At 72.2% G+C, this 23,244-nt stretch carries 22 protein-coding genes and 1 tRNA gene; 11 read left to right on the forward strand and 12 right to left on the reverse strand.

The features are described from left to right. Nucleotides 1-63: 63 nt before the first annotated feature. Genes ACFZAX_RS04810 through pdhA form a run of 3 tightly spaced genes read right to left on the reverse strand, consistent with a single transcriptional unit; the run spans nucleotide 64 to nucleotide 3,772 of the window. The gene (locus ACFZAX_RS04810; protein WP_390959091.1) at nucleotides 64-1,524 is read right to left on the reverse strand and encodes a 2-oxo acid dehydrogenase subunit E2; all 1,461 of its coding nucleotides are present in this window, start codon (nucleotides 1,522-1,524) and stop codon (nucleotides 64-66) included. After that, the gene (locus ACFZAX_RS04815; RefSeq protein ID WP_390959092.1) at nucleotides 1,524-2,546 is read right to left on the reverse strand and encodes a transketolase C-terminal domain-containing protein; all 1,023 of its coding nucleotides are present in this window, start codon (nucleotides 2,544-2,546) and stop codon (nucleotides 1,524-1,526) included. Before ACFZAX_RS04815 ends, ACFZAX_RS04810 begins: the two co-directional genes overlap by 1 nt. Further along, nucleotides 2,543-3,772, reverse strand: coding sequence for a pyruvate dehydrogenase (acetyl-transferring) E1 component subunit alpha (pdhA, locus tag ACFZAX_RS04820; RefSeq protein WP_390959093.1), 1,230 nt, complete (start codon nucleotides 3,770-3,772; stop codon nucleotides 2,543-2,545). The genes ACFZAX_RS04815 and pdhA overlap by 4 nt, the downstream gene beginning before the upstream one ends. A gap of 267 nt (nucleotides 3,773-4,039) precedes the next feature. On the opposite strand from pdhA, the gene ACFZAX_RS04825 reads away from it, so the two are divergent. Further along, nucleotides 4,040-4,555 (forward strand): Lrp/AsnC ligand binding domain-containing protein, encoded by a 516-nt coding sequence (locus tag ACFZAX_RS04825; protein WP_390959096.1) that lies wholly within the window; start codon nucleotides 4,040-4,042, stop codon nucleotides 4,553-4,555. 95 nt (nucleotides 4,556-4,650) lie between these two features. Here ACFZAX_RS04825 and ACFZAX_RS04830 read toward each other — a convergent pair whose 3' ends face one another. After that, nucleotides 4,651-5,280 carry a TetR family transcriptional regulator gene (locus ACFZAX_RS04830; protein ID WP_390959098.1) on the reverse strand — a complete coding sequence of 210 codons (630 nt, stop codon included), beginning with the start codon at nucleotides 5,278-5,280 and terminating at the stop codon, nucleotides 4,651-4,653. Between the two features lie 123 nt (nucleotides 5,281-5,403). Between ACFZAX_RS04830 and paaN the strand changes: the two genes are divergently transcribed. Continuing rightward, nucleotides 5,404-7,113, forward strand: a complete 1,710-nt coding sequence (gene paaN, locus ACFZAX_RS04835) for a phenylacetic acid degradation protein PaaN (RefSeq protein ID WP_390959099.1) — start codon at nucleotides 5,404-5,406, stop codon at nucleotides 7,111-7,113. Between the two features lie 69 nt (nucleotides 7,114-7,182). Here the strand turns inward: paaN and ACFZAX_RS04840 are convergent, their stop codons facing one another. The 3 genes from ACFZAX_RS04840 to ACFZAX_RS04850 are packed head-to-tail and all read right to left on the reverse strand — an operon-like array spanning nucleotide 7,183 to nucleotide 10,459. Continuing rightward, nucleotides 7,183-7,896, reverse strand: a complete 714-nt coding sequence (locus ACFZAX_RS04840; RefSeq protein ID WP_390959101.1) for a TrmH family RNA methyltransferase — start codon at nucleotides 7,894-7,896, stop codon at nucleotides 7,183-7,185. Continuing rightward, on the reverse strand, nucleotides 7,893-9,209 hold the full coding sequence (locus ACFZAX_RS04845; protein ID WP_390959103.1) for an HTTM domain-containing protein: 1,317 nt from the start codon (nucleotides 9,207-9,209) through the stop codon (nucleotides 7,893-7,895). Before ACFZAX_RS04845 ends, ACFZAX_RS04840 begins: the two co-directional genes overlap by 4 nt. Next, on the reverse strand, nucleotides 9,206-10,459 hold the full coding sequence (locus ACFZAX_RS04850) for a DUF5819 family protein (RefSeq protein ID WP_390959104.1): 1,254 nt from the start codon (nucleotides 10,457-10,459) through the stop codon (nucleotides 9,206-9,208). The genes ACFZAX_RS04845 and ACFZAX_RS04850 overlap by 4 nt, the downstream gene beginning before the upstream one ends. Before the next feature lie 150 nt (nucleotides 10,460-10,609). On the opposite strand from ACFZAX_RS04850, the gene paaA reads away from it, so the two are divergent. From paaA to ACFZAX_RS04875, 5 genes are read left to right on the forward strand one after another with little or no spacing between them, the layout of a single operon-like run. After that, nucleotides 10,610-11,680, forward strand: coding sequence for a 1,2-phenylacetyl-CoA epoxidase subunit PaaA (gene paaA / locus ACFZAX_RS04855; protein ID WP_390959107.1), 1,071 nt, complete (start codon nucleotides 10,610-10,612; stop codon nucleotides 11,678-11,680). Beyond that, nucleotides 11,677-11,967 carry a 1,2-phenylacetyl-CoA epoxidase subunit PaaB gene (gene paaB / locus ACFZAX_RS04860; protein WP_390959109.1) on the forward strand — a complete coding sequence of 97 codons (291 nt, stop codon included), beginning with the start codon at nucleotides 11,677-11,679 and terminating at the stop codon, nucleotides 11,965-11,967. The genes paaA and paaB overlap by 4 nt, the downstream gene beginning before the upstream one ends. A 56-nt stretch (nucleotides 11,968-12,023) precedes the next feature. Continuing rightward, entirely contained in the window at nucleotides 12,024-12,725 is a 702-nt protein-coding gene (gene paaC, locus ACFZAX_RS04865; protein ID WP_390959251.1) for a 1,2-phenylacetyl-CoA epoxidase subunit PaaC, read from the forward strand. Continuing rightward, nucleotides 12,719-13,216 carry a 1,2-phenylacetyl-CoA epoxidase subunit PaaD gene (paaD, locus tag ACFZAX_RS04870; RefSeq protein ID WP_390959111.1) on the forward strand — a complete coding sequence of 166 codons (498 nt, stop codon included), beginning with the start codon at nucleotides 12,719-12,721 and terminating at the stop codon, nucleotides 13,214-13,216. The genes paaC and paaD overlap by 7 nt, the downstream gene beginning before the upstream one ends. Further along, complete coding sequence (locus ACFZAX_RS04875) at nucleotides 13,217-14,308, forward strand: 2Fe-2S iron-sulfur cluster-binding protein (RefSeq protein WP_390959113.1); 1,092 nt, start codon at nucleotides 13,217-13,219, stop codon at nucleotides 14,306-14,308. Between the two features lie 154 nt (nucleotides 14,309-14,462). On the opposite strand, the gene ACFZAX_RS04880 is transcribed toward ACFZAX_RS04875, so the two are convergent. The 4 genes from ACFZAX_RS04880 to ACFZAX_RS04895 all read right to left on the reverse strand — a co-directional run bounded on the left by ACFZAX_RS04880 (nucleotide 14,463) and on the right by ACFZAX_RS04895 (nucleotide 18,925). Next, the gene (locus tag ACFZAX_RS04880) at nucleotides 14,463-14,807 is read right to left on the reverse strand and encodes a rhodanese-like domain-containing protein (protein WP_390959115.1); all 345 of its coding nucleotides are present in this window, start codon (nucleotides 14,805-14,807) and stop codon (nucleotides 14,463-14,465) included. Nucleotides 14,808-14,860: 53 nt separating this feature from the next. Continuing rightward, complete coding sequence (locus ACFZAX_RS04885) at nucleotides 14,861-15,853, reverse strand: J domain-containing protein (protein WP_390959118.1); 993 nt, start codon at nucleotides 15,851-15,853, stop codon at nucleotides 14,861-14,863. Nucleotides 15,854-15,912: 59 nt separating this feature from the next. Then, nucleotides 15,913-17,283, reverse strand: a complete 1,371-nt coding sequence (locus ACFZAX_RS04890; protein WP_390959253.1) for a DUF2252 family protein — start codon at nucleotides 17,281-17,283, stop codon at nucleotides 15,913-15,915. A gap of 502 nt (nucleotides 17,284-17,785) precedes the next feature. After that, nucleotides 17,786-18,925 (reverse strand): hypothetical protein, encoded by a 1,140-nt coding sequence (locus tag ACFZAX_RS04895; protein WP_390959120.1) that lies wholly within the window; start codon nucleotides 18,923-18,925, stop codon nucleotides 17,786-17,788. Nucleotides 18,926-19,058: 133 nt separating this feature from the next. Here ACFZAX_RS04895 and ACFZAX_RS04900 point away from each other — a divergent pair, with 133 nt between their 5' ends. Further along, nucleotides 19,059-19,523 (forward strand): MarR family transcriptional regulator, encoded by a 465-nt coding sequence (locus tag ACFZAX_RS04900; protein WP_390959121.1) that lies wholly within the window; start codon nucleotides 19,059-19,061, stop codon nucleotides 19,521-19,523. A 243-nt stretch (nucleotides 19,524-19,766) separates the two neighbouring features. Here the strand turns inward: ACFZAX_RS04900 and ACFZAX_RS04905 are convergent. After that, nucleotides 19,767-19,849 (reverse strand) — tRNA-Leu (locus ACFZAX_RS04905). A gap of 314 nt (nucleotides 19,850-20,163) precedes the next feature. On the opposite strand from ACFZAX_RS04905, the gene ACFZAX_RS04910 reads away from it, so the two are divergent. From ACFZAX_RS04910 to ACFZAX_RS04920, 3 genes are all read left to right on the forward strand, one after another. Continuing rightward, nucleotides 20,164-21,078: an FhaA domain-containing protein gene (locus tag ACFZAX_RS04910; protein ID WP_390959123.1), complete on the forward strand. Its 915-nt coding sequence runs from the start codon at nucleotides 20,164-20,166 to the stop codon at nucleotides 21,076-21,078. 10 nt (nucleotides 21,079-21,088) lie between these two features. Then, the gene (locus ACFZAX_RS04915; protein WP_266706652.1) at nucleotides 21,089-21,604 is read left to right on the forward strand and encodes an FHA domain-containing protein; all 516 of its coding nucleotides are present in this window, start codon (nucleotides 21,089-21,091) and stop codon (nucleotides 21,602-21,604) included. A gap of 132 nt (nucleotides 21,605-21,736) precedes the next feature. Further along, a complete protein-coding gene (locus ACFZAX_RS04920) occupies nucleotides 21,737-23,224 on the forward strand; it encodes a Stp1/IreP family PP2C-type Ser/Thr phosphatase (RefSeq protein WP_390959125.1) in 1,488 nt (495 codons plus the stop codon). Nucleotides 23,225-23,244: the final 20 nt, after the last annotated feature.

Genomic DNA, 23,244 nt, shown 5'->3' on the forward strand with positions numbered 1-23,244 from the left:
CCCGCCTCGGACGTCGGACCGCCGGGCGGGCCGTGCGCGAGAGCCGGGCAGCCCAGGCCGGGCCTACAGGCTCCGCAGCAGGACGGCCGGCTGCTCCACGCAGTCGGCGACGTACCGCAGGAAGCCGCCCGCCGTGCCGCCGTCGCAGACCCGGTGGTCGAAGGTGAGCGAAAGCTGCACCACCTGACGTACCGCCAGTTCGCCCCCGTGGACCCAGGGGCGCTGCACGATGCGGCCGACTCCGAGCATGGCGGCCTCGGGGTGGTTGATGATCGGGGTGGAGCCGTCCACCCCGAATACGCCGTAGTTGTTCAGGGTGAAGGTGCCGCCCGTCAGCTCCGCCGGGGTCAGCTTCCCGTCCCGGGACGCCTCGGTGAGCCGGGCGAGTTCGGCCGCCAGTGAATCCACGGACCGCGCGTGCGCGTCGCGGACCACCGGGACGACCAGCCCCCGGTCCGTCTGCGCGGCGAACCCGAGGTGGACGGACGGCAGCCGGACGATCTCCCGGGCGGCGGTGTCCACCGTGGAGTTCAACTCGGGGTACTTCACCAGCGCCGCCGCACAGATCCGGGCCAGCAGGGCGAGGACCGAGACCTTCGGACCCGCCGTCCTGTTCATCGCCGCGCGGGCCGCCATCAGTTCGGTCGCGTCCGCGTCCACCCAGCAGGTCGCGTCGGGGATCTCGGTCCGGCTGCGCGCCATCTTGTCGGCGACCGCGCCCCGTACCCCGCGCAACGCGGTCCGCTCGCCGGTCACGGCACGTGCCTGCGGGGACGCGGCAGCCTCCGCGCCGACGGCGTGCTCACCGCCCACCGCGGACGCCCGCTCGATCACCGCCTCGACGTCGCACCGCAGGATCAGCCCGTCCGGACCGGAGCCGACCAGCTCCCGGAGGTCCAGTCCGTGCTGCCGGGCCAGTCGGCGGACGAGCGGAGAGATGACCGCGACCGGAGCGGAGGGACCAGCCGGAGCGGCCTCCACGACCGGAGCATCCGGAGACGCCTGATCCACCTGGGACACCGAAGACACCGGATCCACCGGACCGGCGCCGACGGTGGCGGCGGCCGGCGCGTGCGCGGGACGGACCCGCCGCCGCCGCGCTGCCGGGGCGGCGGTGCCGTACCCGACCAGTACGTTCCCCGAAGCGTCCGACGACGCGGAGGCCGACGCCGTAGCGGCCGAGGCGGAGACCGGAGCCGAGGCAGAACCCGACACCGGAACCGGCGCCGGAGCGGCCGAGGCAGAACCCGGAGCCGACGCGGAACCCGACGCCGGGCCCGGTGCGACCGCGACCGTCATCAGCGGGGCGCCGACCGGGAGTTCCGCACCCTCCTCGCCGAAGCGGGCCGTCACCACACCCCCGTACGGGCAGGGCACCTCCACCAGGGCCTTGGCCGTCTCGACCTCGACCACCGGCTGGTCCACGGCGACGACCTCGCCGATCTCCACCAGCCACCGCACGATCAACGCCTCGGTCAGCCCCTCGCCGAGGTCGGGCAACCTGAATTCGAGCACCGTGGGCATCAGCGCGTCGCCTCCCACTGGAGCCGGGCGACCGCGTCGAGCACCCGGTCCACCCCCGGCAGATGGTGCCGCTCCTGCATCGGCGGCGGATACGGAATGTCGAAGCCGGCAACCCGCAGCACCGGCGCCTCCAGGTGGTGGAAGCACCGCTCGGTCACCCGAGCGGCGATCTCGCCCCCCGGCCCGCCGAACCCGGCGGACTCGTGGACGATCACCGCACGCCCGGTCCGCCGCACGGACGCGGCGACCGTCCCGTCGTCGAACGGCACCAGCGACCGCAGATCGACGACCTCCAGGTCCCACCCCTCCGCCACCGCCGCCTCGGCCGCCTCCAGGCAGACCGGCAGGGACGGGCCGTAGGTGATCAGCGTCGCGCTCGTCCCCGGCCTGCGGACCACCGCCCGGCCGATGGGTTCGACCTCCGCCGGGGCCTCCGGCGACCAGTCGGACTTCGACCAGTACAGCCGCTTCGGTTCCAGGAACACCACCGGATCGTCCGAGGCGATCGACGCCCGCAGCAGCCCGTAGGCGTCCTCCACGGTGGCCGGGGTGACGACGTGGAGCCCCGGGGTGGCCATGTAGTACGCCTCCGAGGAGTCGCTGTGGTGCTCGACCCCGCCGATCCCGCCGCCGTACGGAATCCGCACGGTCAGGGGCATCGGCAGGGCGCCCCCGGTGCGGTTCCGCATCCGGGCCACGTGGCTGACGAGCTGCTCGAACGCCGGATAGGCGAACGCGTCGAACTGCATCTCCACCACCGGCCGCAGGCCGTACATCGCCATCCCGACCGCGGCGCCGAGAATCCCCGCCTCCGCGAGCGGCGTGTCCGTGCACCGCTCGTCGCCGAACTCCGCCGCCAGCCCGTCGGTGACCCGGAAGACGCCCCCGAGCGTGCCGACGTCCTCGCCGAGCACGTGCACCGACGGGTCCTCCGCCATGGCGTCCCGCAGCGCCCGCCCCAGAGCCTGAGCCATCGTGACCGGGCCCGTACGACCCGCCCGCGCCCGCACCGCCGTGGTCATCGTCCGCCCTCCGTGCCCCGCTCGTGGCCGGACCGCTCGTGGCCGGACCGCTCCCGGCCGTGCGGCTGGTGGCCGTCCCGCTGTCCGTCGGCGTCCTCGTCCTCGCTCCCGGCCTCCAGCTCGGCGCGCAGCGCGGCCTCCTGCTCGCGCAACGGTCCGGTCCGGTCCGCGTAGACGTGCGCGAACAGGTCCATCGGGTCGAGCACCGGATCGGCGTTCATCCGCTCCCGCAGCGCCGCGGCCATCCGCTCCGCCGCCTCGCGCACCGCCTCGGCGGTGGCCTCGTCCAGCAGGCCGCGCCCGGTCAGCTCACGCTCCATGAGGAGCACCGGGTCGTGGTCCCGCCAGGACTCCACCTCGTCCCCGGAGCGGTAGCGGGTCGCGTCGTCGGCGTTGGTGTGGGCGTCCATGCGATAGGTCACCGCCTCCACCAGCGTCGGCCCGCCACCGCGGCGGGCGCGCGCCACCGCCTCGGCGAGCACCTCGTGCACCGCGGCGGCGTCGTTGCCGTCGACCAGCCGGCCGGGCATGCCGTAACCGACCGCCTTGTGGGCGAGGGACGGAGCCGCCGTCTGCTTGGCCAGCGGCACCGAGATGGCGAATCCGTTGTTCTGCACGAGGAAGACGACCGGCGCCCGCCACACGGCCGCGAAGTTCAGCGCCTCGTGGAAATCCCCCTCGCTGGTCCCGCCGTCCCCGACCATCGCCAGCGCCACCACGTCGTCGCCCTTGAGCCGCGCCGCGTGCGCCAGCCCCACCGCGTGCGGGAGATGCGTGGCCAGCGGGGTGCAGAGCGGCGCGATCCGGTGCTCTCGGGGGTCGTAACCGGTGTGCCGGTCGCCCCGCAGCAGCGTCAGCGCGTCGACCGGATCGAGCCCCCGGGCCACCGCGGCGAGGGTGTCCCGGTAGCTCGGAAAGAGCCAGTCCCGCTCCTCCAGCACCAGCGCCGCAGCCACCTGGCAGGCCTCCTGGCCGGTGCTGGACGGATACACGGCAAGGCGCCCCTGCTTGGTCAGCGCCGTCGCCTGAGCGTTGTACCGGCGGCCCCGCACGAGCTCGGCGTGGAGTCTCAGCAGCAGCCGCGGGTCCGCTCCGGCCGCCGCGTCCGTGCCCAGCACCCGGTACGGCTCCGCGTCCGGAAGCAGCGGGGCGGGGTCGGTGAGCGGCTTCCAGGCCGGGGGCGGCACCGGCCGGTAGCCCGCGCCGGGCAACTCTTGGACCGTCATGAGAGGCACCTCCTTGGCAACGAGGCGGACACGGGCCGGCGGAGAACGGAATCCCACCGGGCCCCGCGCCCTACGTCGGGGTGTACGTCGGAGTCGGATCGGTCGCACGCGGACGCGGCCCGGGGCGGGCCCGGGTGACGCGTCCCACACCTACCGATTGTTCGGTCGCGGACGCATTCTGGCTACAGCCCCCCTCGCCCTGTGGACAAACGGTTGTCCACAGCCTGGGATGGAGGCAGCTCGTCCACAACAGGGAGGCGCGGGGGCATGGCAGCTGAACGAATGGCCGAGGGGCTCGGGACGACGCCCCCGGCCCGCCCGCTGGACGCCGTCGACCGGGCCATCCTGCGCATCCTCCGCACCGACGGCCGGGCCTCGATACGGGCCGTCGCCGAGCAGGTGCACGTGTCGCGGGCCAACGCCTACGCCCGCATCAACCGGCTGGTCGAGGACGGGGTCATCCGCGGATTCAGCGCCCGGATCGACCACGAGCGGGCCGGGCAGGGGGCGTCCGCCTACATCACGCTCAAAATCGTGCAGAACTCCTGGCGGACCGTGCGCGAGGAGCTCCAGGCACTCCCGGGCGCCACCCACATCGCGCTGGTCAGCGGCGATTTCGACGTTCTGCTCCTGGTGCACGCACCGGACAACCGGGCCCTGCGCGAGCTCGTCCTCACCCGCATCCAGGCCATTCCCGAGGTGCTCTCCACCCGCACCCTGCTGGTGTTCGAAGAGACCGAGCTCGGCCACGGCCGAACCAACCGCCCCACCGACCTCGGCTGACCCCCTCCGCACCGGCTCGGGGCGTCCCGTCGGACCGCCGTCGGCCGGGCGTCGCCCGGCACGCAGGCCCCGGGCGGCCGGTCACCGGCTACCAGCTACCGGCCGGCGGAGCGCATCCCGTCGAAGGCCAGGCGTACGACGGTCCCCGGCAGGTCGTCCGCCCCGGGGACCCCGTCCGGGGCGCCGCCGGTACCCCCGGCGGCGCCTTCGGGCTGCGGGCGGTACCACTCGACCAGCGAGTTCACCATGCCGAACAGCAGCCGGGTGGCCAGCCGTATGTCCACGTCGGCCCGGAGGTCCCCGTCCGCGACGGCCGCCTTCAGCAGGGCCGCCACCCGCTGGTCGAACTCGCGGCGCCGCTCCAGCGCCCACCGCTCGGTCTTCGTGTTGCCCCGGACGCGCAACAGCAGAGTGACGTACGGCAGCTCGGCCATCAGCACCTCGACCGTGCGGCGGGTGACGTACTCGACCCGTTCGACCGCGCGCCCCCGGTCCGCGCCCGGCTCGTCGAGAATCCGGAAGAGACCGTCGGTCGCCCGGCTCACCGCACGGCGCAGCAGCTCCTCCTTGCCCGCCACATGGTGGTAGATCGACGACTTGGAGATGCCCGCCGCCCGGGAGAGGTGCTCCATGGACGTGCCGTCGTATCCGCGCTCGTTGAACACCTGCACGGCGACGGCCAGCAGCGTCTCCGGGGTGTACGTGTCCCGCTTGGCCGTGGTCATGGACGCGATCCTCCCCCATGAGTTGTCCACAGGTTGCCCGGGCCCCCTTGTCCCGACCGATCGTTCGGTTACTCTAACTCCGTCAGCACGTCCCCGCCCGGCTCGATGAGGAGTTGGTCCGCCATGGCCGCCGCGCTCTCCCTCCAGAAGCTGTCCGAGACCCACCGGCCCACGCTCGACCAGGCCCTCGACGCCATCCGGACCCGCGCCTACTGGTCGCCCCACCCGGAGCACCCCAAGGCGTACGGCGAGGGCGGCGCGCCCGGCAGCCTCGGCATGGCCGAGGGCAAGGCGGCGTTCGACGCGCTCCTGCACAGCCGGTTCGACCTCGGCCAGCCCGGCACCGACGGCTGGACGGGCGCCGAGATCTCCCCGTACGGCCCCGAGCTGGGCATCGAGTACCCGCACGCCGACCCCGACGTCCTGCTGCCCGCGATGCGCGCCGCCACGGCCGCCTGGCGGGACGCCGGCCCCGAGGCGCGGGCGCTGGTCTGCCTGGAGATCCTGGCGCGCGTCGCCGCCCGCACGCACGAGCTGGCGCAGGCCGTCATGCACACCAGCGGACAGGCCTTCCTGATGGCGTTCCAGGCGGGCGGCCCGCACGCCCAGGACCGCGGCCTGGAAGCGGTGGCGTACGCGTACGAGGAGCAGCTCCGCACTCCCGCCGGGGCCGACTGGTCCAAGCCGCAGGGCAAACGCGACCCGCTCCGGCTGCACAAGTCGTTCACCGCGGTGGGGCGCGGTGTCTCACTGCTGATCGGCTGCAACACCTTCCCCACCTGGAACAGCTACCCGGGCCTCTTCGCCTCGCTCGCCACCGGCAACCCCGTCCTCGTCAAGCCGCACCCGCGCGCCGTGCTGCCGCTCGCGCTCACCGTCCGGATCGCGCGCGAGGTGCTCGCCGACACCGGATTCGACCCGAACCTCGTCGCACTGACGGCCGAGCGCCCCGGCGAGGGAATCGCCAAGGATCTGGCGGTGCGCCCGGAGGTCCGGATCATCGACTACACGGGCTCCACCGCCTTCGGGGACTGGCTGGAGACCCACGCCCGCCAGGCCCAGGTCTACACCGAGAAGGCCGGGGTCAACACGGTGGTGATCGACTCCACCGACGACTACGCCGGAATGCTCGCCAACCTCGCGTTCTCGCTCTCCCTCTACAGCGGCCAGATGTGCACCACCCCGCAGAACCTCCTCGTCCCCCGCGACGGCATCAGCACCGACCAGGGGCCCCGGACGTACGACGAGGTGGTCGCCGATCTGGCGGGGGCGGTCGAGGGGCTCCTCGGCGACGACACGCGCGCCACCGCTCTCCTCGGCGCACTGGTCAACCCGGACGTGCGGAGCCGGCTCGAAGCCGCCCCGGACCTCGGCGAAGTGGCCCTGGCCTCGCGGGCGGTACCGCACCCGGAGTTCCCCGACGCGGTGGTGCGCACGCCGGTCGTCGTCAAGGTCCTCGCCAAGGAACCCGGCCCGGACGGCGGCGACCCCGTCCACCTCTCCGAGTGCTTCGGACCGGTGTCCTTCGCCGTCTCGGTGGACTCCGTCGACGACGCGGTGGACCTGCTGCGCCGCACGATCCGGGAGAAGGGCGCGATGACGGTCGGCGCCTACACCACCTCGCCCGAGGTGGAGCGGGCGATCGAGGAGGTCTGCCTGGAGGAGTCCGCCCAGCTGTCGCTGAACCTGACCGGCGGGGTCTACGTCAACCAGACGGCGGCCTTCTCCGACTTCCACGGTTCGGGCGGCAACCCGGCGGCCAACGCGGCCCTCTGCGACGGCGCCTTCGTCTCGGGCCGCTTCCGCACCATCGAGGTACGCCGCCAGGCCTGAGGAAGCCAGGCCTGAGGACGCCGGGCCCGAGGCCGCCGGGCCCCGGGGTCTCTTCGTACGGTGCCGGGCTCAGGCCGAGGGGTCCGGCACGTCCGCGTACCGCTGGATCCACGCGTGCATGGCGACGGCGGCGGCGGCCCCCGCGTTGATCGACCGCGTCGAACCGAACTGGGCGATCGAGCAGACCATCGAGGCGTGGGTCCTGGCCTCCTCCGTGAGGCCCGGACCCTCCTGACCGAAGAGCAGCACACAGCGCCTGGGCAGCACGGTCCGCTCCAGCGGTACGGCCCCGGGGAGGTTGTCGATCCCGATGATCGGCAGCCCCTCCGACGCCGCCCAGGCGGTCAGGTCGGCGGTGTCGGGGTGGTGGCGCACATGCTGGTAGCGGTCGGTGACCATGGCACCGCGCCGGTTCCAGCGCCGCCGGCCGACGATGTGGATCTCCTTCGCGAGGAAGGCGTTCGCGGTGCGGACGACCGACCCGATGTTGAAGTCGTGGCCCCAGTTCTCCACCGCCACGTGGAAGTCGTGGCGCCGCAGGTCCAGGTCGGCGACGATCGCCTCGCGGGTCCAGTAGCGGTACTCGTCCACCACGTTGCGCCGGTCGCCGCCCGCCAGCAGCTCGGGGTCGTACCGCTCGCCCTCCGGCCAGGGGGACGGGTGCGGTCCGACACCGATCCCGTCCCCGAACCCGTCGTCGTACTGCGCCGGTTCCGTGGCCGGATCGGGCCCCTCGGCCACGAAGGGCCCGCATTCCTCTGTACTGCCGGTCTCACTGCTCACCCGACGAGCGTATGGCCCCCGTCGGCGGGACGGTGCGCGGCCTCCCCGCCCGGCCCGGCGGCACCGGACCCGGCAGGCCCCCGCGGGCCTGGCACGCGGCCCGCGCCCGTACGACGGCCGCCCCGGGCCAGCAGCCGGTCCCGGCCGGCGCCGACCCGGCCGCCGAGCCACATCAGGAACACGGTGGGCAGGAAGACCGCGTCCGCGGAGATCATCGCCATCGAGAAGAAGGGCAGGCCCAGCAGGACCGCGATCCCCGCGTGCTCGCCCATCATCAGGACGAGCAGGACGTTCTTGACCCGCCGGTTGAAGAGCGTGAACGGGAACGCCACCTGCACGATCACCGTCGCGTACGTCACCACCATCACCATCACCGCGCTGCCCGCGAGCAGGTTCGACAGCTCGGGCCACGGGGTGAAGTAGTCCAGGTTGAGCGGGTAGTACAGCGCAGTGCCGTCCTGCCAGCGCGAACCCTGGATCTTGTACCAGCCGGCGGTGGCGTAGATCAGGCAGACCTCGGCCATGATCACCACGAGGGCCGCGTTGTGGGCGAGGTTGGCCACCACGTCCAGCAGCACCCGGCCCTCCCCGTCCGGCGCTCTGCGGTTCGCGACCCACTGGGCGGCGGCCCCCAGCCAGAGCACCCACAGCAGCGTCGGCAGCCACCAGGTGCCGCCCAGTCCGCCCTGCGCGCCGGCGATCACCAGAACCGGGCCGAGCACGGCCCAGAGCACTGGACCGACCACGTCCCGGCCCGGCCGCAGGCCCTCCGCCCGGCGCGCGGCGTCCCGTGCGGCCCGCCGTGCGTCGAGCGACCAGACCTGGGCGCAGCGGGTCAGCACGAGGTAGATGGCCATCAGATGGACGACGTTGTCGCCGCCGTCGCCCATGAAGACGTTGCGGTTCTGGATCGAGAGGACCCCGACCATGAACAGGACGGACATCGTCCGGGTACGCCACCCGATCATCGTGCAGAACGCCGCCGCGAGGGTGAGCGCGTAGACCGCCTCGAACCACGCGGAGCTGTCCGACCACATCAGGACGGTGAAGGCGTGGTTGTCGGATATCAGCCGGTGCGCCAGCTCCCACTGCCAGGGGGCGTCCGGCCCGTAGAGCTCCTGACGGTAGGGCACTTCCCGCAGCAGAAACAGCAGATACGTGGCGGTGAACCCGATCCGGATCACGGCGCTCTGGTACGGGCCGAGAGCGGACGCGGTGATCCGCTGGACGGAACGGCCGATCGGCCCCGCGAGCCAGCGGGGGCCGGTGGGGCCGACGGGGCCGGTGTCAGGTGCCGTGGGGGCGGTGCTCACTGGTCGGCCTCCTCGCCGGACGTCGCTGCCGCCCGGGCCGCCGCGCTGTCTCCGGGCAGATCGTCGGTGGACACGTTCCACCACCCGAGCTCGCGGTACGTCGGACGGGTACTGATCTTCTCGGTGCTCCACGGGGGCGCCGCGACCCGGCGCGACGACGAACGCAGCTGGATGCGTTCGACGGTCCCGCCGTAGTCGTGCCCGTCCAGACGCAGCATCACGATGCGCCGCAGATAGGCCTCCGAGAGGCTTCCGCGCATTCCGGTCGAACGGCTCTTTTCGTCATGGCTGTTGACGAAGAAGTCCCAGGCCCTGCGCAACTCGTTCTGGTCGGCGTGGCTGGGCAGCGGGTTGCTCCGGATCGCGTCGGTGTCCTCCGCGGTGAGACTCATCCAGCGGGAGGTGCGGCGATCCCCGTCGGCGCTGACGACCTCGACCCGGACGTGCACGGAGATGTTCTGCTGGAGCGGATTCGGAGCGAAAAGCTTCCAGTTCTGCTCGAATTCCGGATAGATCCACTCGTTGACGCTCTCCGCGTGTTCCTTGGAGAGCGTGTTCGACGGTGCGACATGCAGGAAGACCATGCCCAGGTGGACGCAGGCGAGCAGGCCGATTCCGACCATCACCAGCCCCGCGACGACCCGGTACCCGGTCGACAGCCCGGCCATCCCGACGCGCGCCGGGCCCGGGGCCGCGCCGGACGGCGCCCCGGAGGCGGTACCGGGTCCGCCCGTACCGTCGTCGCCGCCCTCACGCCCGACACCCGCTGCGCCGGGCCGGTCGCCCTCCTCGCCCGGGGCGTCCGGTGCGGCACCGGAAGCGGCGGCGTCCCCGTCGTGGTCACGTCCCGCGTCGAGCCCGTCGGGCCCCGGCGCGGGCTCGTGCCCGTCCGTCCCGGGAGGCCAGGACGCGGAGACCCCGGCGGCAGCCTCTTCACCACCGGTCTCTTCACGAGCGGTTTCCTGCGCGTCGGTCCCGTCGCCACCGGTCTCTTCACCAGCGGTTTCCTGCGCGTCGGTCCCGTCGCCACCGGTCTCTTCACCAGCGGCTTCTTCGGCGTCGGCCCGGTCGCCGCCGACCGCGTCGCCACCGGCTCGCTCCGGTATGCGCCCCTCGGCAGAGAACTCCTCGGCGGGCGCACCGCTCCGCTGCCCACCGGGCCGTTCCGTGCGTTCCGTGGAGAGCCCCGACGCCTCCTGGGGTGCCGCGTCCGCGTGTGCCTCGTCCGATCCCTCGCCCTCGTCGGCCAACCGACGCTCCGGGCGCCCCCTGTGATCCGATTGCATACCGCCCCGATCGTCGTCGATCATCACTCGGCCATCCACAGGGTTGACACCCTACGGTCCGCCGACCGACCATTGAAGCCGATGGACCGAACGATCGGTCGGGACGGAGTGGTCATGGCGACAGTGACCGCGGGTCGGCAGACACCGGACGGTGCGGATGCCGCGACAGCGGAGACGGACGGCCGTGCGGCGGCGTTCGACGCCACCCTGGCGGCGGACGAGCGGATCGAGCCCCGCGACTGGATGCCGGACGCGTACCGCGCCTCGCTGGTCCGCCAGATGGCCCAGCACGCGCACTCCGAGATCATCGGGATGCAGCCCGAGGCCAACTGGATCACCCGGGCCCCCTCCCTGCGCCGCAAGGCCATCCTGATGGCCAAGGTGCAGGACGAGGCGGGCCACGGCCTGTATCTCTACAGCGCCGCGGAGACTCTGGGCACCAGCCGGGCGGAGCTGCTCGACAAGCTGCACGCGGGCCGCCAGCGCTATTCGTCGATCTTCAACTACCCGACACTGACGTGGGCGGACGTGGGCGCGATCGGCTGGCTGGTGGACGGCGCCGCCATCACCAACCAGGTGCCGCTCTGCCGCTGCTCGTACGGCCCGTACGCCCGCGCGATGGTCCGCATCTGCAAGGAGGAGTCCTTCCATCAGCGCCAGGGGTACGAACTCCTGCTGGCGCTGAGCCGGGGCACCCCCGCCCAGCACGCCATGGCGCAGGACGCGGTGGACCGCTGGTGGTGGCCTTCGCTGATGATGTTCGGTCCGCCGGACGACGCCTCCGCGCACTCCGCGCAGTCGATGGCCTGGAAGATCAAGCGTCACTCGAACGACGAACTCCGCCAGCGGTTCGTGGACATCTGCGTGCCCCAGGCCGAGGCCCTCGGCCTCTCGCTCCCCGATCCCGACCTCCGGTGGAACGACGCCCGGGGCCGGCACGACTTCGGCGCCATCGACTGGACGGAGTTCCAGGAGGTGCTCAAGGGCAACGGCCCGTGCAACGACCAGCGGCTCGCCCAGCGCCGCGACGCCCACGAGGCGGGCGCCTGGGTCCGCGACGCCGCGGCCGCGTACGCCACGAAGCACGCGCGGCCCGAGCCCCCGCAAGCCCCGAGCTCCCCCGGTGCGGGCAGCCCCGCGGACCCATCCACCACCCCGGCCCGGAACGCGGAGGCGACGGCATGAGCGACTCGACCGACTGGCCGCTGTGGGAGGTGTTCGTCCGCTCCCGCCGAGGGCTCTCCCACACCCACGCGGGCAGCCTGCACGCCCCCGACGCCACCATGGCCCTGCGCAACGCCCGCGACCTCTACACCCGCCGCGCGGAGGGCGTCTCGATCTGGGTGGTGCCCTCCACCGCGGTCACCGCCTCGTCCCCCGACGAGAAGGACTCCTTCTTCGAGCCGGCCGCCGACAAGCCCTACCGACACCCCACCTTCTACGAGATCCCGGAAGGGGTGAAGCACCTGTGACCGCCGCCCCGCACGACGCGACGCCGCGCCCCGCGACCTCGCCGGCACCCGGACTCCTGGCCGGCGCCCTCGCCCTGGGAGACGACGCGCTGGTGCTGTCGCACCGGCTGGGAGAGTGGGCCGGTCACGCCCCGGTGCTGGAAGAGGAGGTCGCCCTCGCCAACATCGCGCTGGACCTCCTCGGCCAGGCCCGCGTCCTCCTCTCCCTCGTGGGCGACGAGGACGAACTCGCCTACCTCCGCGAGGAACGCGCCTTCCGCAACACCCAGTTGGCCGAGCAGGAGAACGGCGACTTCGCCCGCACCATCGCCCGCCAGCTCTACTTCTCCGTCTACCAGCGCCTCCTGTACGAGCGGCTGGCTGCCGGAACGAGCGCCTTCCGGCCGCTGGCGGCGAAGGCCGTGAAGGAGGTCGCCTACCACCAGGACCACGCCGAGCAGTGGACCCTGCGCCTGGGCGACGGCACCGAGGAGAGCCACCGCCGGATGCGCGAAGGACTGGACGGACTCTGGAAGTTCACCGGTGAGCTCGTCCAGCCCGTCGAAGGCGTCGACGTCGACTGGGCGGCCCTCGGCGACGACTGGCTCGCCTCGGTCACGGACGTGGTCGAGCGCGCCACCCTCTCCCTGCCCACCGGCCCGCGGAGCGGCGCGTGGACCGCGGGCGCCGGCCGCCAGGGGCTGCACACCGAACCCTTCGGGCGGATGATCGCCGAGATGCAGCACCTCCACCGCAGCCACCCGGGGGCGACATGGTGACCACGACCCCGCTGGAGGAGGAGCTGCGCGCCGTCGCCGGAGCCGTACCCGACCCGGAGCTGCCGGTGGTCACCCTCGGGGAACTCGGCGTCCTGCGCGGCGTCCGGATCGAGGGACCCGACCGCGTCACCGTCACCCTCACCCCGACCTACACCGGCTGCCCCGCCGTGGAAACCATGGCCCACGACATCGAACGCGCCCTTCGCGACCGCGGAATGGACCAGGTCTCGGTGATCACCGTGCTGACCCCGGCCTGGTCCACGGACGACATCAGCGAGGAGGGCCGCCGCAAGCTCGCCGCCTCCGGCATAGCGCCTCCGCGCCCCGTACCCGCCGCCGGAGGACCGGTGCCGCTCGCCCTCGCCGTGCGCTGCCCGCACTGCGGCTCGACCCGCACCGAGCTGCTCAGCAGGTTCTCCTCCACCGCCTGCAAGGCGCTGCGCCGCTGCGCCGACTGCCTCGAACCCTTCGACCACTTCAAGGAGTTGTAGATGTTCCATCCGCTCCGGGTCGGCGCCGTCGAACGCATCACGGACGACGCTGTGGCCGTGACGTTCGAGGTCCCGGACGCCCTGCGGGAGACCTTCCGCCACGTTCCCGGCCAGCACCTCAACGTGCGCTACGAAGCGGGCGGCGAGGAGATCCGGCGGTCCTACTCGCTCTGCTCCCCCGCCGTGGCCCCACCGGACCCGCCGGTGCTCCGGGTCGGCATCCGCCTGGTGGACGGCGGCACCTTCTCGACGTACGCACTCAAGGAGCTCGCGGTCGGCGACCGGGTGGAGGCCATGCCCCCGACCGGGCGCTTCACGCTGGAGCCCCGGCCGGGTCTCTTCGCGGCGGTGGTCGGCGGGAGCGGCATCACCCCGGTCCTGTCGATCGCCTCGACCCTGCTCGCACGGGAGCCGCTGGCCCGGTTCTGTCTCGTGCGCGGCGACCGGACGGTGGCGTCGACGATGTTCCTCGACGAGGTGGCCGACCTCAAGGACCGCTACCCGGACCGCTTCCACCTCGTCACCGCGCTCTCCCGGGAGGAGCAGGCGGCGGGGCTGCCCGCCGGACGCCTCGACCAGGAACGCCTGACCTCACTGCTGCCCGCCCTGCTGGCGGTGCCGGAGGTGGCCGCGTGGTTCCTCTGCGGACCCCTCGGACTGGTCCGGGAAGCCCAACGGGCCCTGCGCGCGCTGGACGTCGACCGCGGCCGTGTCCACCAGGAGATCTTCCACGTGGCGGACGCCCCTGCTCCTACGGCGGCTGCTCCGGACACGGCCGCCACCGGAAGTGCGGCCGGGGCCGCCGTCCCCGCGGAGGCCACCACGCTGACGGCGACCCTGCACGGGCGGTCGGGCAACTGGCCGGTGGAGAACGGCGATTCACTGCTGGAGACGGTGCTCCGCAGTCGTGCGGACGCGCCCTACGCCTGCAAGGGCGGAGTCTGCGGCACCTGCCGCGCCTTCCTCGTCCGGGGCGAGGTGCGGATGGACCGGAACTACGCGCTGGAACCGGAGGAGACCGAGGCTGGTTTCGTCCTGGCCTGCCAGTCGCACCCGCTCACCCCCGAGGTGGCCATCGACTTCGACCGCTGACCGGCGGCGAGCACCCGGCTGGGAGCATCCGGCTGGGGGCACCCCGCTGCGAGCACGGGGGCGGGCCGCGAACCGCCGGCCGCCCCTGCCGTCGGTCCCGGTCGTCAGCCGTCGGTCCCGGTCGTCAGCCGTCGGTCCCGGTCGTCAGCCGCTCTCAGAGGACGAAGGGCGACGCGCCGCCGTCCGCAACCATCGGACGGCCGGCCCCGTCCCAGGCGAGCATGCCGCCCTCGATGTTCACCGCGTCGATGCCCTGCTGGACGAGGTACTGGGTGACCTGCGCGGACCGCCCGCCGACGCGGCACATCACGTGCACGCGGCGGCCGTCCTCGGCCGCCTCCGTCAGCTCGCCGAAGCGGGCGACGAAGTCGCTCATCGGGATGTGCAGGGCACGCTCGACGTGACCGGCCGCCCATTCGTCGTTCTCACGGACGTCGAGCACGAAGCCGTCCGACGGCACCGCAGCGACGTCCACCGAGGGCAGCGGGGCGAAATTCATGGGTCATGCCTTCTCTCGTACATACGCGCATCGCGACACCGTCTACCGAAACGCTACTGCACCAGCTCCGCGAGCTCGGCTTCCCGCCGGGACACCTCGCCCAGCAACTGGTCGGCGATGTCCACCAGCAGCTGGTCCGGGTCGTCCGGCGCCATCCGCAGCATCGAGCCGATCGCGCTCTGCTCCAGCTCCTGCGCGAGCACCGTCAGCAGCTCCTTGCGCCGGCTGAGCCACTCCAGCCGGGCGTAGAGCTCCTCGCTCTCGCTCAGCAGCACCGGCGGGCGCACCGGGTCCGCCGCCCACTCGTCGGCGAGCTCCCGCATCAACGGCACGTCGCCCCGGCCGTACGCCGCGTTGACCCGGGCGATGAACTCGTCCCGCCGCTGGCGGTCGGGCTCGTCCCGAGCCAGGTCGGGGTGGGCCTTGCGGGCCATCTCGCGGTAGAGCTTGCGGGCCTCGTCGCTGGGCCGCACCCGCTTCGGCGGCTGGACCGTCTGCTCGGTGAGCATGGCGACGGCCTCGGGGTAGAGCCCGTCCGAATCCATCCAGCCGTGGAACAGCTCCTCCACCCCCGGCATCGGCATGACGGCGGCACGCTTCTCCCGGGCCCTGCGGGCATCCTCGGGGTCGCCGGTGCGGGCGGCCGTGGCCTCCGCGATGAGCGCGTCCAGCTCGTCGAGGCGGGCGTACATCGGGCCGAGCTTCTGGTGGTGCAGCCGGGAGAAGTTCTCCACCTCGACCCGGAAGGTCTCCACCGCGATCTCGAACTCGATCAGCGCCTGCTCGGCCGCCTGGACGGCCTTGGCGAGACGCGCCTCCGGCCGTGCGGCGGCCTCCTCCGCACCGGACGCCCCGTCCTCTCCGGAAGGCGTTCCGGAGGGAGCCGCAGAAGGAGTTCCGGAAGGAGCAGCGGAAGACTCCGCGCCGGGCGCTTCTCCCTCCGTGGTGGGCTCGCCGCCCGGACTCCCCAGGTCCTGGACGTGGTCGGGGCTCTGCCGGTCATCGTCGTTCCGGGTGGTGTCCACCCCGGCGGCTTCGTCGGTCACCCGTCCAGCGTATGGCCCCGGCGGGCGGGGCGAGGACCCGGCGGGGGCCGCCCCGGCGCTCAGACCCCCAGCTCGGCAGCCACGCGGCCGGACCTGATGGCCTTGAGGAGTACGGCGTGGTCCGCCTCGGTCCGGTCCGCGTACGTCACGGCGAAGTCCGCCACCGCCTCCTCCAGTTCGTCGTTCTTCCCGCAGTACCCGGCAACGAGACGCGGATCGGCGCTGTGCGCGTGGGCCCGCGCGAGCAGGGCACCGGTCATCCGCGCGTAGTCGTCCACCTCGTCCGGGGCGAGTGCCGCCGGATCGACGCTGCCCTTGCGATTCCGGAACTGCCGTACCTGGTAGGGCCGGCCCTCGACCTCGGCCCAGCCGAGCAGATGGTCGCTGACGACCTGCATCCGCTTCTGCCCGAGCACCACCCGACGCCCCTCGTGCTCCACCACCGGAACGTCGAAACCGACCGCCGGCAGGTGAGGCGTCAGGGCCGACGGCCGGGCCTCCTTCACCTGGAGCACCAGCGGCTCCCCCCGGTGGTCCAGCAGCAGCACCACGTACGAACGGGTGCCCACGCTGCCCGTCCCGACCACCCGGAACGCCACGTCCTGGATGGCGTGGCGGGCGAGCAGCGGCACCCGGTCCTCCGGGAGGGTCTCCAGATAGCCGCCCAGTCCCGCCGCGACCGCCGCCGCCTCCGCGTCCGGAACCCGGCGCAGTACCGGCCGGGCGTCCACGAACCGGCGCCCGCCGTCCTCCGACTCCTCCGTGGACCGGGCGGCGAACCGGGCGCTCGTGTTCTTCCGCGCCTTCGCCGAGACCCGCTCCAGCGTCCCGAGGAGGTCCCGCGCGTCCGCGTGCGAGACGAGCGCCTCGTCCGCGATGGCGTTCCAGGCGTCGAGCGCGGGCAGCCGGGCGAGCAGCCGCATCGTCCGCCGGTACGCGCCCACGGCGTCGTACGCACCCTTGCGGCAGGTGTCCTCGTCGGCGCCGGCCGCCCGGCCCGCGAGCACGAAGGAGGTGGCCAGCCGCTTGAGGTCCCACTCCCAGGGGCCGAAGACGGTCTCGTCGAAGTCGTTGAGGTCGATGACGAGATTGCCGCGCGCATCGCCGTACAGACCGAAGTTGGCCGCGTGCGCGTCGCCACAGAGCTGCGCGCCCACCCCGGTGACGGGAGTCCCCGTGAGGTCCTGGGCCATCAGTCCCGCCGCACCGCGCAGGAACGCGAAGGGGGTGGCCGCCATGCGCCCCACCCGTATCGGGGTCAGACCGGCCACCCGGCCCCTGTTCGACTCCTCGACCGCCCGTACCGCGTCGGGCCGCCCCGCCGGTAGCACCAGCGAAGCGTGGGCGCGACGCGGCACCCGCTTCCGCAACGCCCGGCCCGCCTCCTTGCGCGACGACTCCTCCGCCCGCCGCGCGAACCCCGGGACCACCGGAATGCGCGGACCGGGCGCACGACGAACCGGAACCACCGGGACCGGAACGGCCGCCTCCAGGCGGCCCGCAGCCGAAGCCCCGGCCGCGTCCACGCCGTCCACGCCGTCCACGCCGTCCAAGCCGTCCAAGCCGTCCACGGCCAGTGGAGCGCCCGTCAGGGTCACCACCGACGGGCCCCGGACCTCGGTCCCGGCACCGAATCCGGCATCGGTCGCTCTCATGGAAAACCGCCTCCCCCGCCCACCGGCGGTCCCCGTACGTCCTCGATGGGCCATGACCGTACCGCCGTTCGTCCCGACCCGTCGGTCCCTGTGGACAACTACCGCTCCACACTGTGGACAAGTCGCTGAACAGGCCAAAGAGCGAGTAAAGCCACGAGGTGCCGTGCCGGGCCTCGTGCCCTGTCCGGCCTTGGTCCGCCGGACCGGCGGGACTCTTCGCCCGCCGGACGGGCGGGACTTTCGATCCTCCGGACGGGCGGGACTCTCGACGAAGGGCCTACACGCCCACGGCTTCCTCCATCTCCTCCTCCGCCTCCTCGCGCTCCGCCGCCGTCCGCGCGTCCCCGGCCGGGACGTCGTTCCCGTCGGCAGCGGCCGACGGACTCGGGGCCACCGACGCGGGCACGGCCGCGACCGCCCGGCGCCGCCGTGCTTCCGCCGCTCCCGCGACGCCCATGACCGCAGCTCCGGCCACCAGCCAGAGCACCAGCACCAGCACGTCGCGTCCGAGGCCGTGGCCCCCGAAGTAGACGTGGCTGCGCACCCCTTCGACGAAGCCCGCACCGTTCCAGAAGGAGTGCAGCGCGCCGAAGAAGCCGGGCTGGAGTTCGGGCCGGAAGATGCCGCCCGAACTGGTGAAGTTGAGCATGACGAAGAGGACCATCACCCCGAGCGTCGTCCACCGCTTGAGGAAGGTGTGCAGCCCGACGCCGATCAGCAAAATGCCCGCCGAGTACAGCCACGCCATCGCCCAGAGCCCGCCGAAACCGTGGTCCACCAGCCCGAACACCGGTCCGGCGAAGGCCACTCCGATCAGACTCACCAGCAGCGACATTCCAGCCACCAGCGCGGCCCGCAGCCGCAACGGCAGCACCCCGCCGACGCCGCCCACGACCGCCACGGAAGCGTACGAACCGATGCTGACGGCGACGAGGAGGAAGAAGATGCCCTGCCCGGTCGGGTCACCGGCCGCCGTGGGAGCGACGTCCGTGACCTTCAACGGCGCACCCTGGTCGGCCGCCACCTCGGTGAAGACCTTCTGGACCACCGTGGCGGTGGTGTCCGAGGACGCCGAGGCCACCATGAGTTCGGGGCGGGCTCCCGGCAGGAAGGCACCGAAGCTGTCCTGGGTCCGCAGGTGCTCCGCCGCGACGGCCCGGTCCGGCACCGTACGCACGTCGAGCGCGCCGTCCCCCTTGTCCTGAAGGGTCTGCGCCAGCACTTGGGCGCTCGGGCCCGAGCCCACGACGTCGACGCGGAGGTCGTGCGGCTCCGGCGCGTGGAAGGCCCCCAGATAGGCGAGCCCCATACCGACGCACATCAGCAGAGGGGTGACCAGGTGGGTCAGTACATGCCGCAGCGCTGCGGCGTTGGCGCCGGCGGAGGGACCTCCGGCGGCAGTCGGTCCTGTGGACATCAGCACGCTCTCTCATGGTTGCGTTTTACAACTTCTACTTAAGTTGTATCCTACAACTTGTTTCGGGTGCTGGAGCGAACACGGCGACAGCGCGACAGAAACACGTGGGGATACACACAGAGAGGCGGACCCCGTGACGGACGACACCGCGGCGCAAGAGACCGGCGGGCGCGCGGAATCCTTCGACATCATCCAGCGTGAGCTGACCGCCTTCTCGCGCCGGGCCAGGGCCACGGCCGCCCGGCTCCATCCCGAACTGCCCCTGGTCTCCCAGTCCCTGCTCTCGCACATCCACGAACAGCAGGGCTGCCGGGCCACCGACCTCGCCGCCCACTACATGCTGGACAAGTCGACGGTCAGCCGCCAGGTCACCGCCCTGGAGAGGCTCGGACTGATCGAACGCCACCCGGACCCCGAAGACCAGCGGATCCACGTCCTGCATCCCACGCCGGCCGGGCTCAGAGCGCTGGTCTCGACCCAGGCCAGTCGCCGCGCGGCGTACCAGGAACGCCTCGCCGAGTGGACCACCGAGGATCTCGCCGCCTTCGCCCGGTATTTGCTGCGCTACAACGTCGCGAGCAACTCCACGGACGAGTAGGCCGGCGCTGTCCGGCCGACCCGAGAACTCCGTCGAGCGAGCCAACCGCCCTGTTTCACGTGAAACAAAGCACAGCCATCACACGCGCCCCGAGCCGCCACCCGCCACGGAAGCGGGTTCGGCCACGGTCACGCGTACGGTCACGCGTACGGATACGGGCACGACGAAAAACCCCCGCACCGAATCTCTCCGGTGCGGGGGTTCCGTCGAACCAACCCAGCAGCTGTTTCCAGCTACTCGTTGTGCGCGAGGGGGGATTTGAACCCCCACGTCCCTAAGGACACTGGCACCTGAAGCCAGCGCGTCTGCCGTTCCGCCACTCGCGCAAGAGTGGTGTTTCCAGTTCGTCCCGCCGTTTCGGCGCTTCTCCCTGGCGACAAACGAAGATTAGCACGCTGATCGGGGAGGATTCACATCCGTTGTTTCGGTGACCCCCGAGCGGGAAGCGGGAACGCGGAACCCTCTCCCCAGTCCTGCCGAGAGCACCCCGTGTGCGGGACACTGTGATGTGGCCACCTCTACGATCCGTGTGAGGGGGGACACTCGCCCACCGGGCAGACAAGGGGAACCACCTGTTTTCCCCGGGCGTGGATACGATCAGTAAGCAGTACAGGGACGATGACACCGGAGGAGGTGCCCCATGGGAGTCATGAAGCGTTTCGAGCAGCGTCTCGAAGGTCTGGTCAACGGCACCTTCGCCAAGGTCTTCAAGTCCGAGGTCCAGCCGGTCGAGATCGCGGGTGCGCTCCAGCGCGAGTGCGACAACAACGCGACGATCTGGAACCGCGAGCGGACCGTCGTCCCCAACGACTTCATCGTCGAACTGAGCGCTCCCGACTACGAGCGGCTCAGCCCGTACTCCGGACAGCTCGGCGACGAGCTGTCCGGACTCGTACGGGACTACGCGAAGCAGCAGCGCTACACCTTCATGGGACCGATCAAGGTCCACCTGGAGAAGGCCGAGGACCTGGACACGGGCCTCTACCGCGTACGCAGCCGCACCCTCGCGTCCAGTACGTCGCAGCAGGACCCCGCCGATCCCCAGGGCAGGCCCGACCAGCTCCACGGCGGACGCCCCGACCCCTACGGCGCCCAGCGCCAGGCACCGGGCAGGCCCGCGGCCCCGCAGGGGCAGCAGCCCCCCGGCGGCTACGGCTACCCGCCCGCCGCCGCCCCTCCGATGCCCGCGGCCCCGCCGCCGGGCGGACGCGGAGCGGGCCCCGCGAGCGACCGGCGCCGACCGCCCGTGCCCTCCGGCCCCCTGCCAGAGACACAGGTCAGGCGCTGGATCGAAATCAACGGCACCCGCCATCAGATCTCCCGCCCGACGCTGGTGCTGGGACGCAGCACCGAAGCCGACGTGCGGATCGACGACCCCGGCGTCTCCCGCCGGCACTGTGAGATCCGGACCGGAACGCCCTCGACGATCCAGGATCTCGGGTCCACCAACGGCATCGTGGTGGACGGGCAGCACACCACCCGCGCTACGCTCCGCGACGGCTCGCGGATCGTCGTGGGCAGTACCACCATCGTTTACCGGCAAGCCGAAGGGTGAAGCGGGGGCAATGTCAGAGCTGACCCTGACGGTCATGCGGCTAGGTTTCCTAGCCGTTCTGTGGCTGTTCGTGATCGTGGCCGTACAGGTCATCCGCAGCGATCTGTTCGGAACGCGCGTCACCCAGCGCGGCTCACGCCGCACGGGCACCGAGACGCGTCCGCAGCAGGCACGTCAACAGGCTGCGGCACCGCCGCAGCAGCGCCAGCAGCCGGCGCGTCAGCGCCGCGGCGCACCCACCAAGCTGGTCGTCTCCGAAGGCTCCCTCACGGGCACCACGGTCGCGCTCCAGGGCCAGACCATCACGCTCGGCCGGGCCCACGATTCAACGATCGTGCTGGACGACGACTACGCGTCCAGCCGGCATGCCAGGATCTACCCCGACCGGGACGGCCAGTGGATCGTCGAGGATCTCGGGTCCACCAACGGCACGTATCTCGACCGGACCCGTCTCACCACCCCGACGCCTGTTCCGCTGGGTGCGCCGATCCGTATCGGCAAGACCGTCATCGAGCTGCGGAAGTAGTACGACAATGAGCGAGCGGAGCGAGCGAGCCGCGGCGGTCCTGACGAAGGACGCGGCCCGGTTCCCGACCGGAGGGTGGGCAGTGTGGCTCGACAAGACCGGCTGTACCCCGAACCGACGGGCGAGGTGCGCATGAGTCTGTCCCTGCGTTTCGCCGCCGGATCGCACAAGGGCATGATCCGGGAGGGCAACGAGGACTCCGGTTACGCCGGTCCCCGCCTCCTCGCGATCGCCGACGGCATGGGCGGCCAGGCCGCCGGTGAGGTCGCCAGCTCCGAGGTGATCTCCACGCTCGTCCAGCTCGACGACGACGTCCCCGGCTCGGACATCCTCACGTCGCTCGGCACCGCCGTGCAGCGTGCCAACGACCAGCTCCGCGTCATGGTCGAGGAGGACCCCCAGCTGGAGGGCATGGGCACCACGCTCACCGCCCTGCTCTGGACGGGCCAGCGCCTCGGCCTGGTGCACGTCGGGGACTCCCGCGCATACCTGCTGCGCGACGGACTCCTGACCCAGATCACCCAGGACCACACCTGGGTGCAGCGTCTGGTGGACGAGGGCCGGATCACCGAGGAGGAGGCCACCACCCACCCGCAGCGCTCCCTGCTGATGCGGGCCCTGGGCAGTGGCGACCACGTCGAACCCGACCTCTCCATCCGCGAGGTCCGGGCCGGCGACCGCTACCTCATCTGCTCCGACGGCCTCTCCGGCGTCGTCTCGCACCAGACGATGGAAGAGACGCTCGCCAGCTACCAGGGCCCCCAGGAGACCATCCAGGAGCTCATCCAGCTCGCCCTGCGCGGCGGCGGACCCGACAACATCACCTGCATCGTCGCCGACGTCCTGGACGTCGACAGCAACGACACCCTGGCCGGCCACCTCAACGACACCCCGGTGATCGTCGGCGCGGTCGCGGAGAACCAGGCGCAGCTCAGCGACGGCGGGGCCATGCAGACCCCGGCCGGCCGCGCGGCCGGCCTCGGCCGCTCCGTGCCGCCGCCGGCCGGCGGTTTCGGCCCTCCCGGCAGCGGCACCGACTCCGGCTACGGCGACGGACCGCACGGCTCCTTCGACTCGTACACCGAGGACGACTTCGTCAAGCCCGGCGGGCGCAGGTGGCTCAAGCGGTCGCTGTACTGCGTGCTCGCCCTGGCGATCGTCGGCGGCGGTCTGTACGGCGGCTACCGCTGGACGCAGACGCAGTTCTACGTGGGTGCGCAGAACGACAACGTCGCCCTGTTCCGCGGCATCAGCCAGGACCTCGGCTGGGTCTCGCTCTCGAAGGTCGAGAAGGACCACCCGGAGATCGAACTCAAGTACCTGCCGCCGTACCAGCGCAAGCAGGTCGAGGAGACGATCGCCGAGGGGAACCTCAGCGACGCCCGCAAGAAGGTCGACCAGCTGTCGACCCTGGCCAGCGCCTGCAAGAAGGACGCTCAGCGCCGAGCGGCCGAGAAGCAGGCCGCGGAGAGCAACGCCGCTTCCGCCGACAAGACCTCCGAAGCGGGCTCCGACAAGGAGACCGCCAAGGAGACGAAGCCGACCGCAGCGACCCCCACTCCCGGCCCCAGCCTCTCGGAGGAAGAGCAGAAGCTGGTCCCGCAGTGCGGTAAGCAGTAAGGCCGTAGGGGGCCCACAGC

This window comes from Streptomyces sp. NPDC008125 (genome assembly GCF_042957125.1).
Taxonomy (GTDB): domain Bacteria; phylum Actinomycetota; class Actinomycetes; order Streptomycetales; family Streptomycetaceae; genus Streptomyces.

Bases quoted from the DNA above. Each gene is read 5' to 3' on its own strand.
- paaD (WP_390959111.1), top strand. From the start codon at position 12,719: ATGGTGACCACGACCCCGCTGGAGGAGGAGCTGCGCGCCGTCGCCGGA.
- ACFZAX_RS04910 (WP_390959123.1), top strand. From the start codon at position 20,164: ATGGGAGTCATGAAGCGTTTCGAGCAGCGTCTCGAAGGTCTGGTCAAC.
- paaB (WP_390959109.1), top strand. From the start codon at position 11,677: ATGAGCGACTCGACCGACTGGCCGCTGTGGGAGGTGTTCGTCCGCTCC.
- ACFZAX_RS04815 (WP_390959092.1), bottom strand. From the start codon at position 2,546: ATGACCACGGCGGTGCGGGCGCGGGCGGGTCGTACGGGCCCGGTCACG.
- ACFZAX_RS04880 (WP_390959115.1), bottom strand. From the start codon at position 14,807: ATGAATTTCGCCCCGCTGCCCTCGGTGGACGTCGCTGCGGTGCCGTCG.
- pdhA (WP_390959093.1), bottom strand. From the start codon at position 3,772: ATGACGGTCCAAGAGTTGCCCGGCGCGGGCTACCGGCCGGTGCCGCCC.
- ACFZAX_RS04825 (WP_390959096.1), top strand. From the start codon at position 4,040: ATGGCAGCTGAACGAATGGCCGAGGGGCTCGGGACGACGCCCCCGGCC.
- ACFZAX_RS04875 (WP_390959113.1), top strand. From the start codon at position 13,217: ATGTTCCATCCGCTCCGGGTCGGCGCCGTCGAACGCATCACGGACGAC.
- ACFZAX_RS04915 (WP_266706652.1), top strand. From the start codon at position 21,089: ATGTCAGAGCTGACCCTGACGGTCATGCGGCTAGGTTTCCTAGCCGTT.
- ACFZAX_RS04895 (WP_390959120.1), bottom strand. From the start codon at position 18,925: ATGTCCACAGGACCGACTGCCGCCGGAGGTCCCTCCGCCGGCGCCAAC.
- ACFZAX_RS04830 (WP_390959098.1), bottom strand. From the start codon at position 5,280: ATGACCACGGCCAAGCGGGACACGTACACCCCGGAGACGCTGCTGGCC.
- ACFZAX_RS04810 (WP_390959091.1), bottom strand. From the start codon at position 1,524: ATGCCCACGGTGCTCGAATTCAGGTTGCCCGACCTCGGCGAGGGGCTG.
- paaA (WP_390959107.1), top strand. From the start codon at position 10,610: ATGGCGACAGTGACCGCGGGTCGGCAGACACCGGACGGTGCGGATGCC.
- ACFZAX_RS04920 (WP_390959125.1), top strand. From the start codon at position 21,737: ATGAGTCTGTCCCTGCGTTTCGCCGCCGGATCGCACAAGGGCATGATC.
- paaN (WP_390959099.1), top strand. From the start codon at position 5,404: ATGGCCGCCGCGCTCTCCCTCCAGAAGCTGTCCGAGACCCACCGGCCC.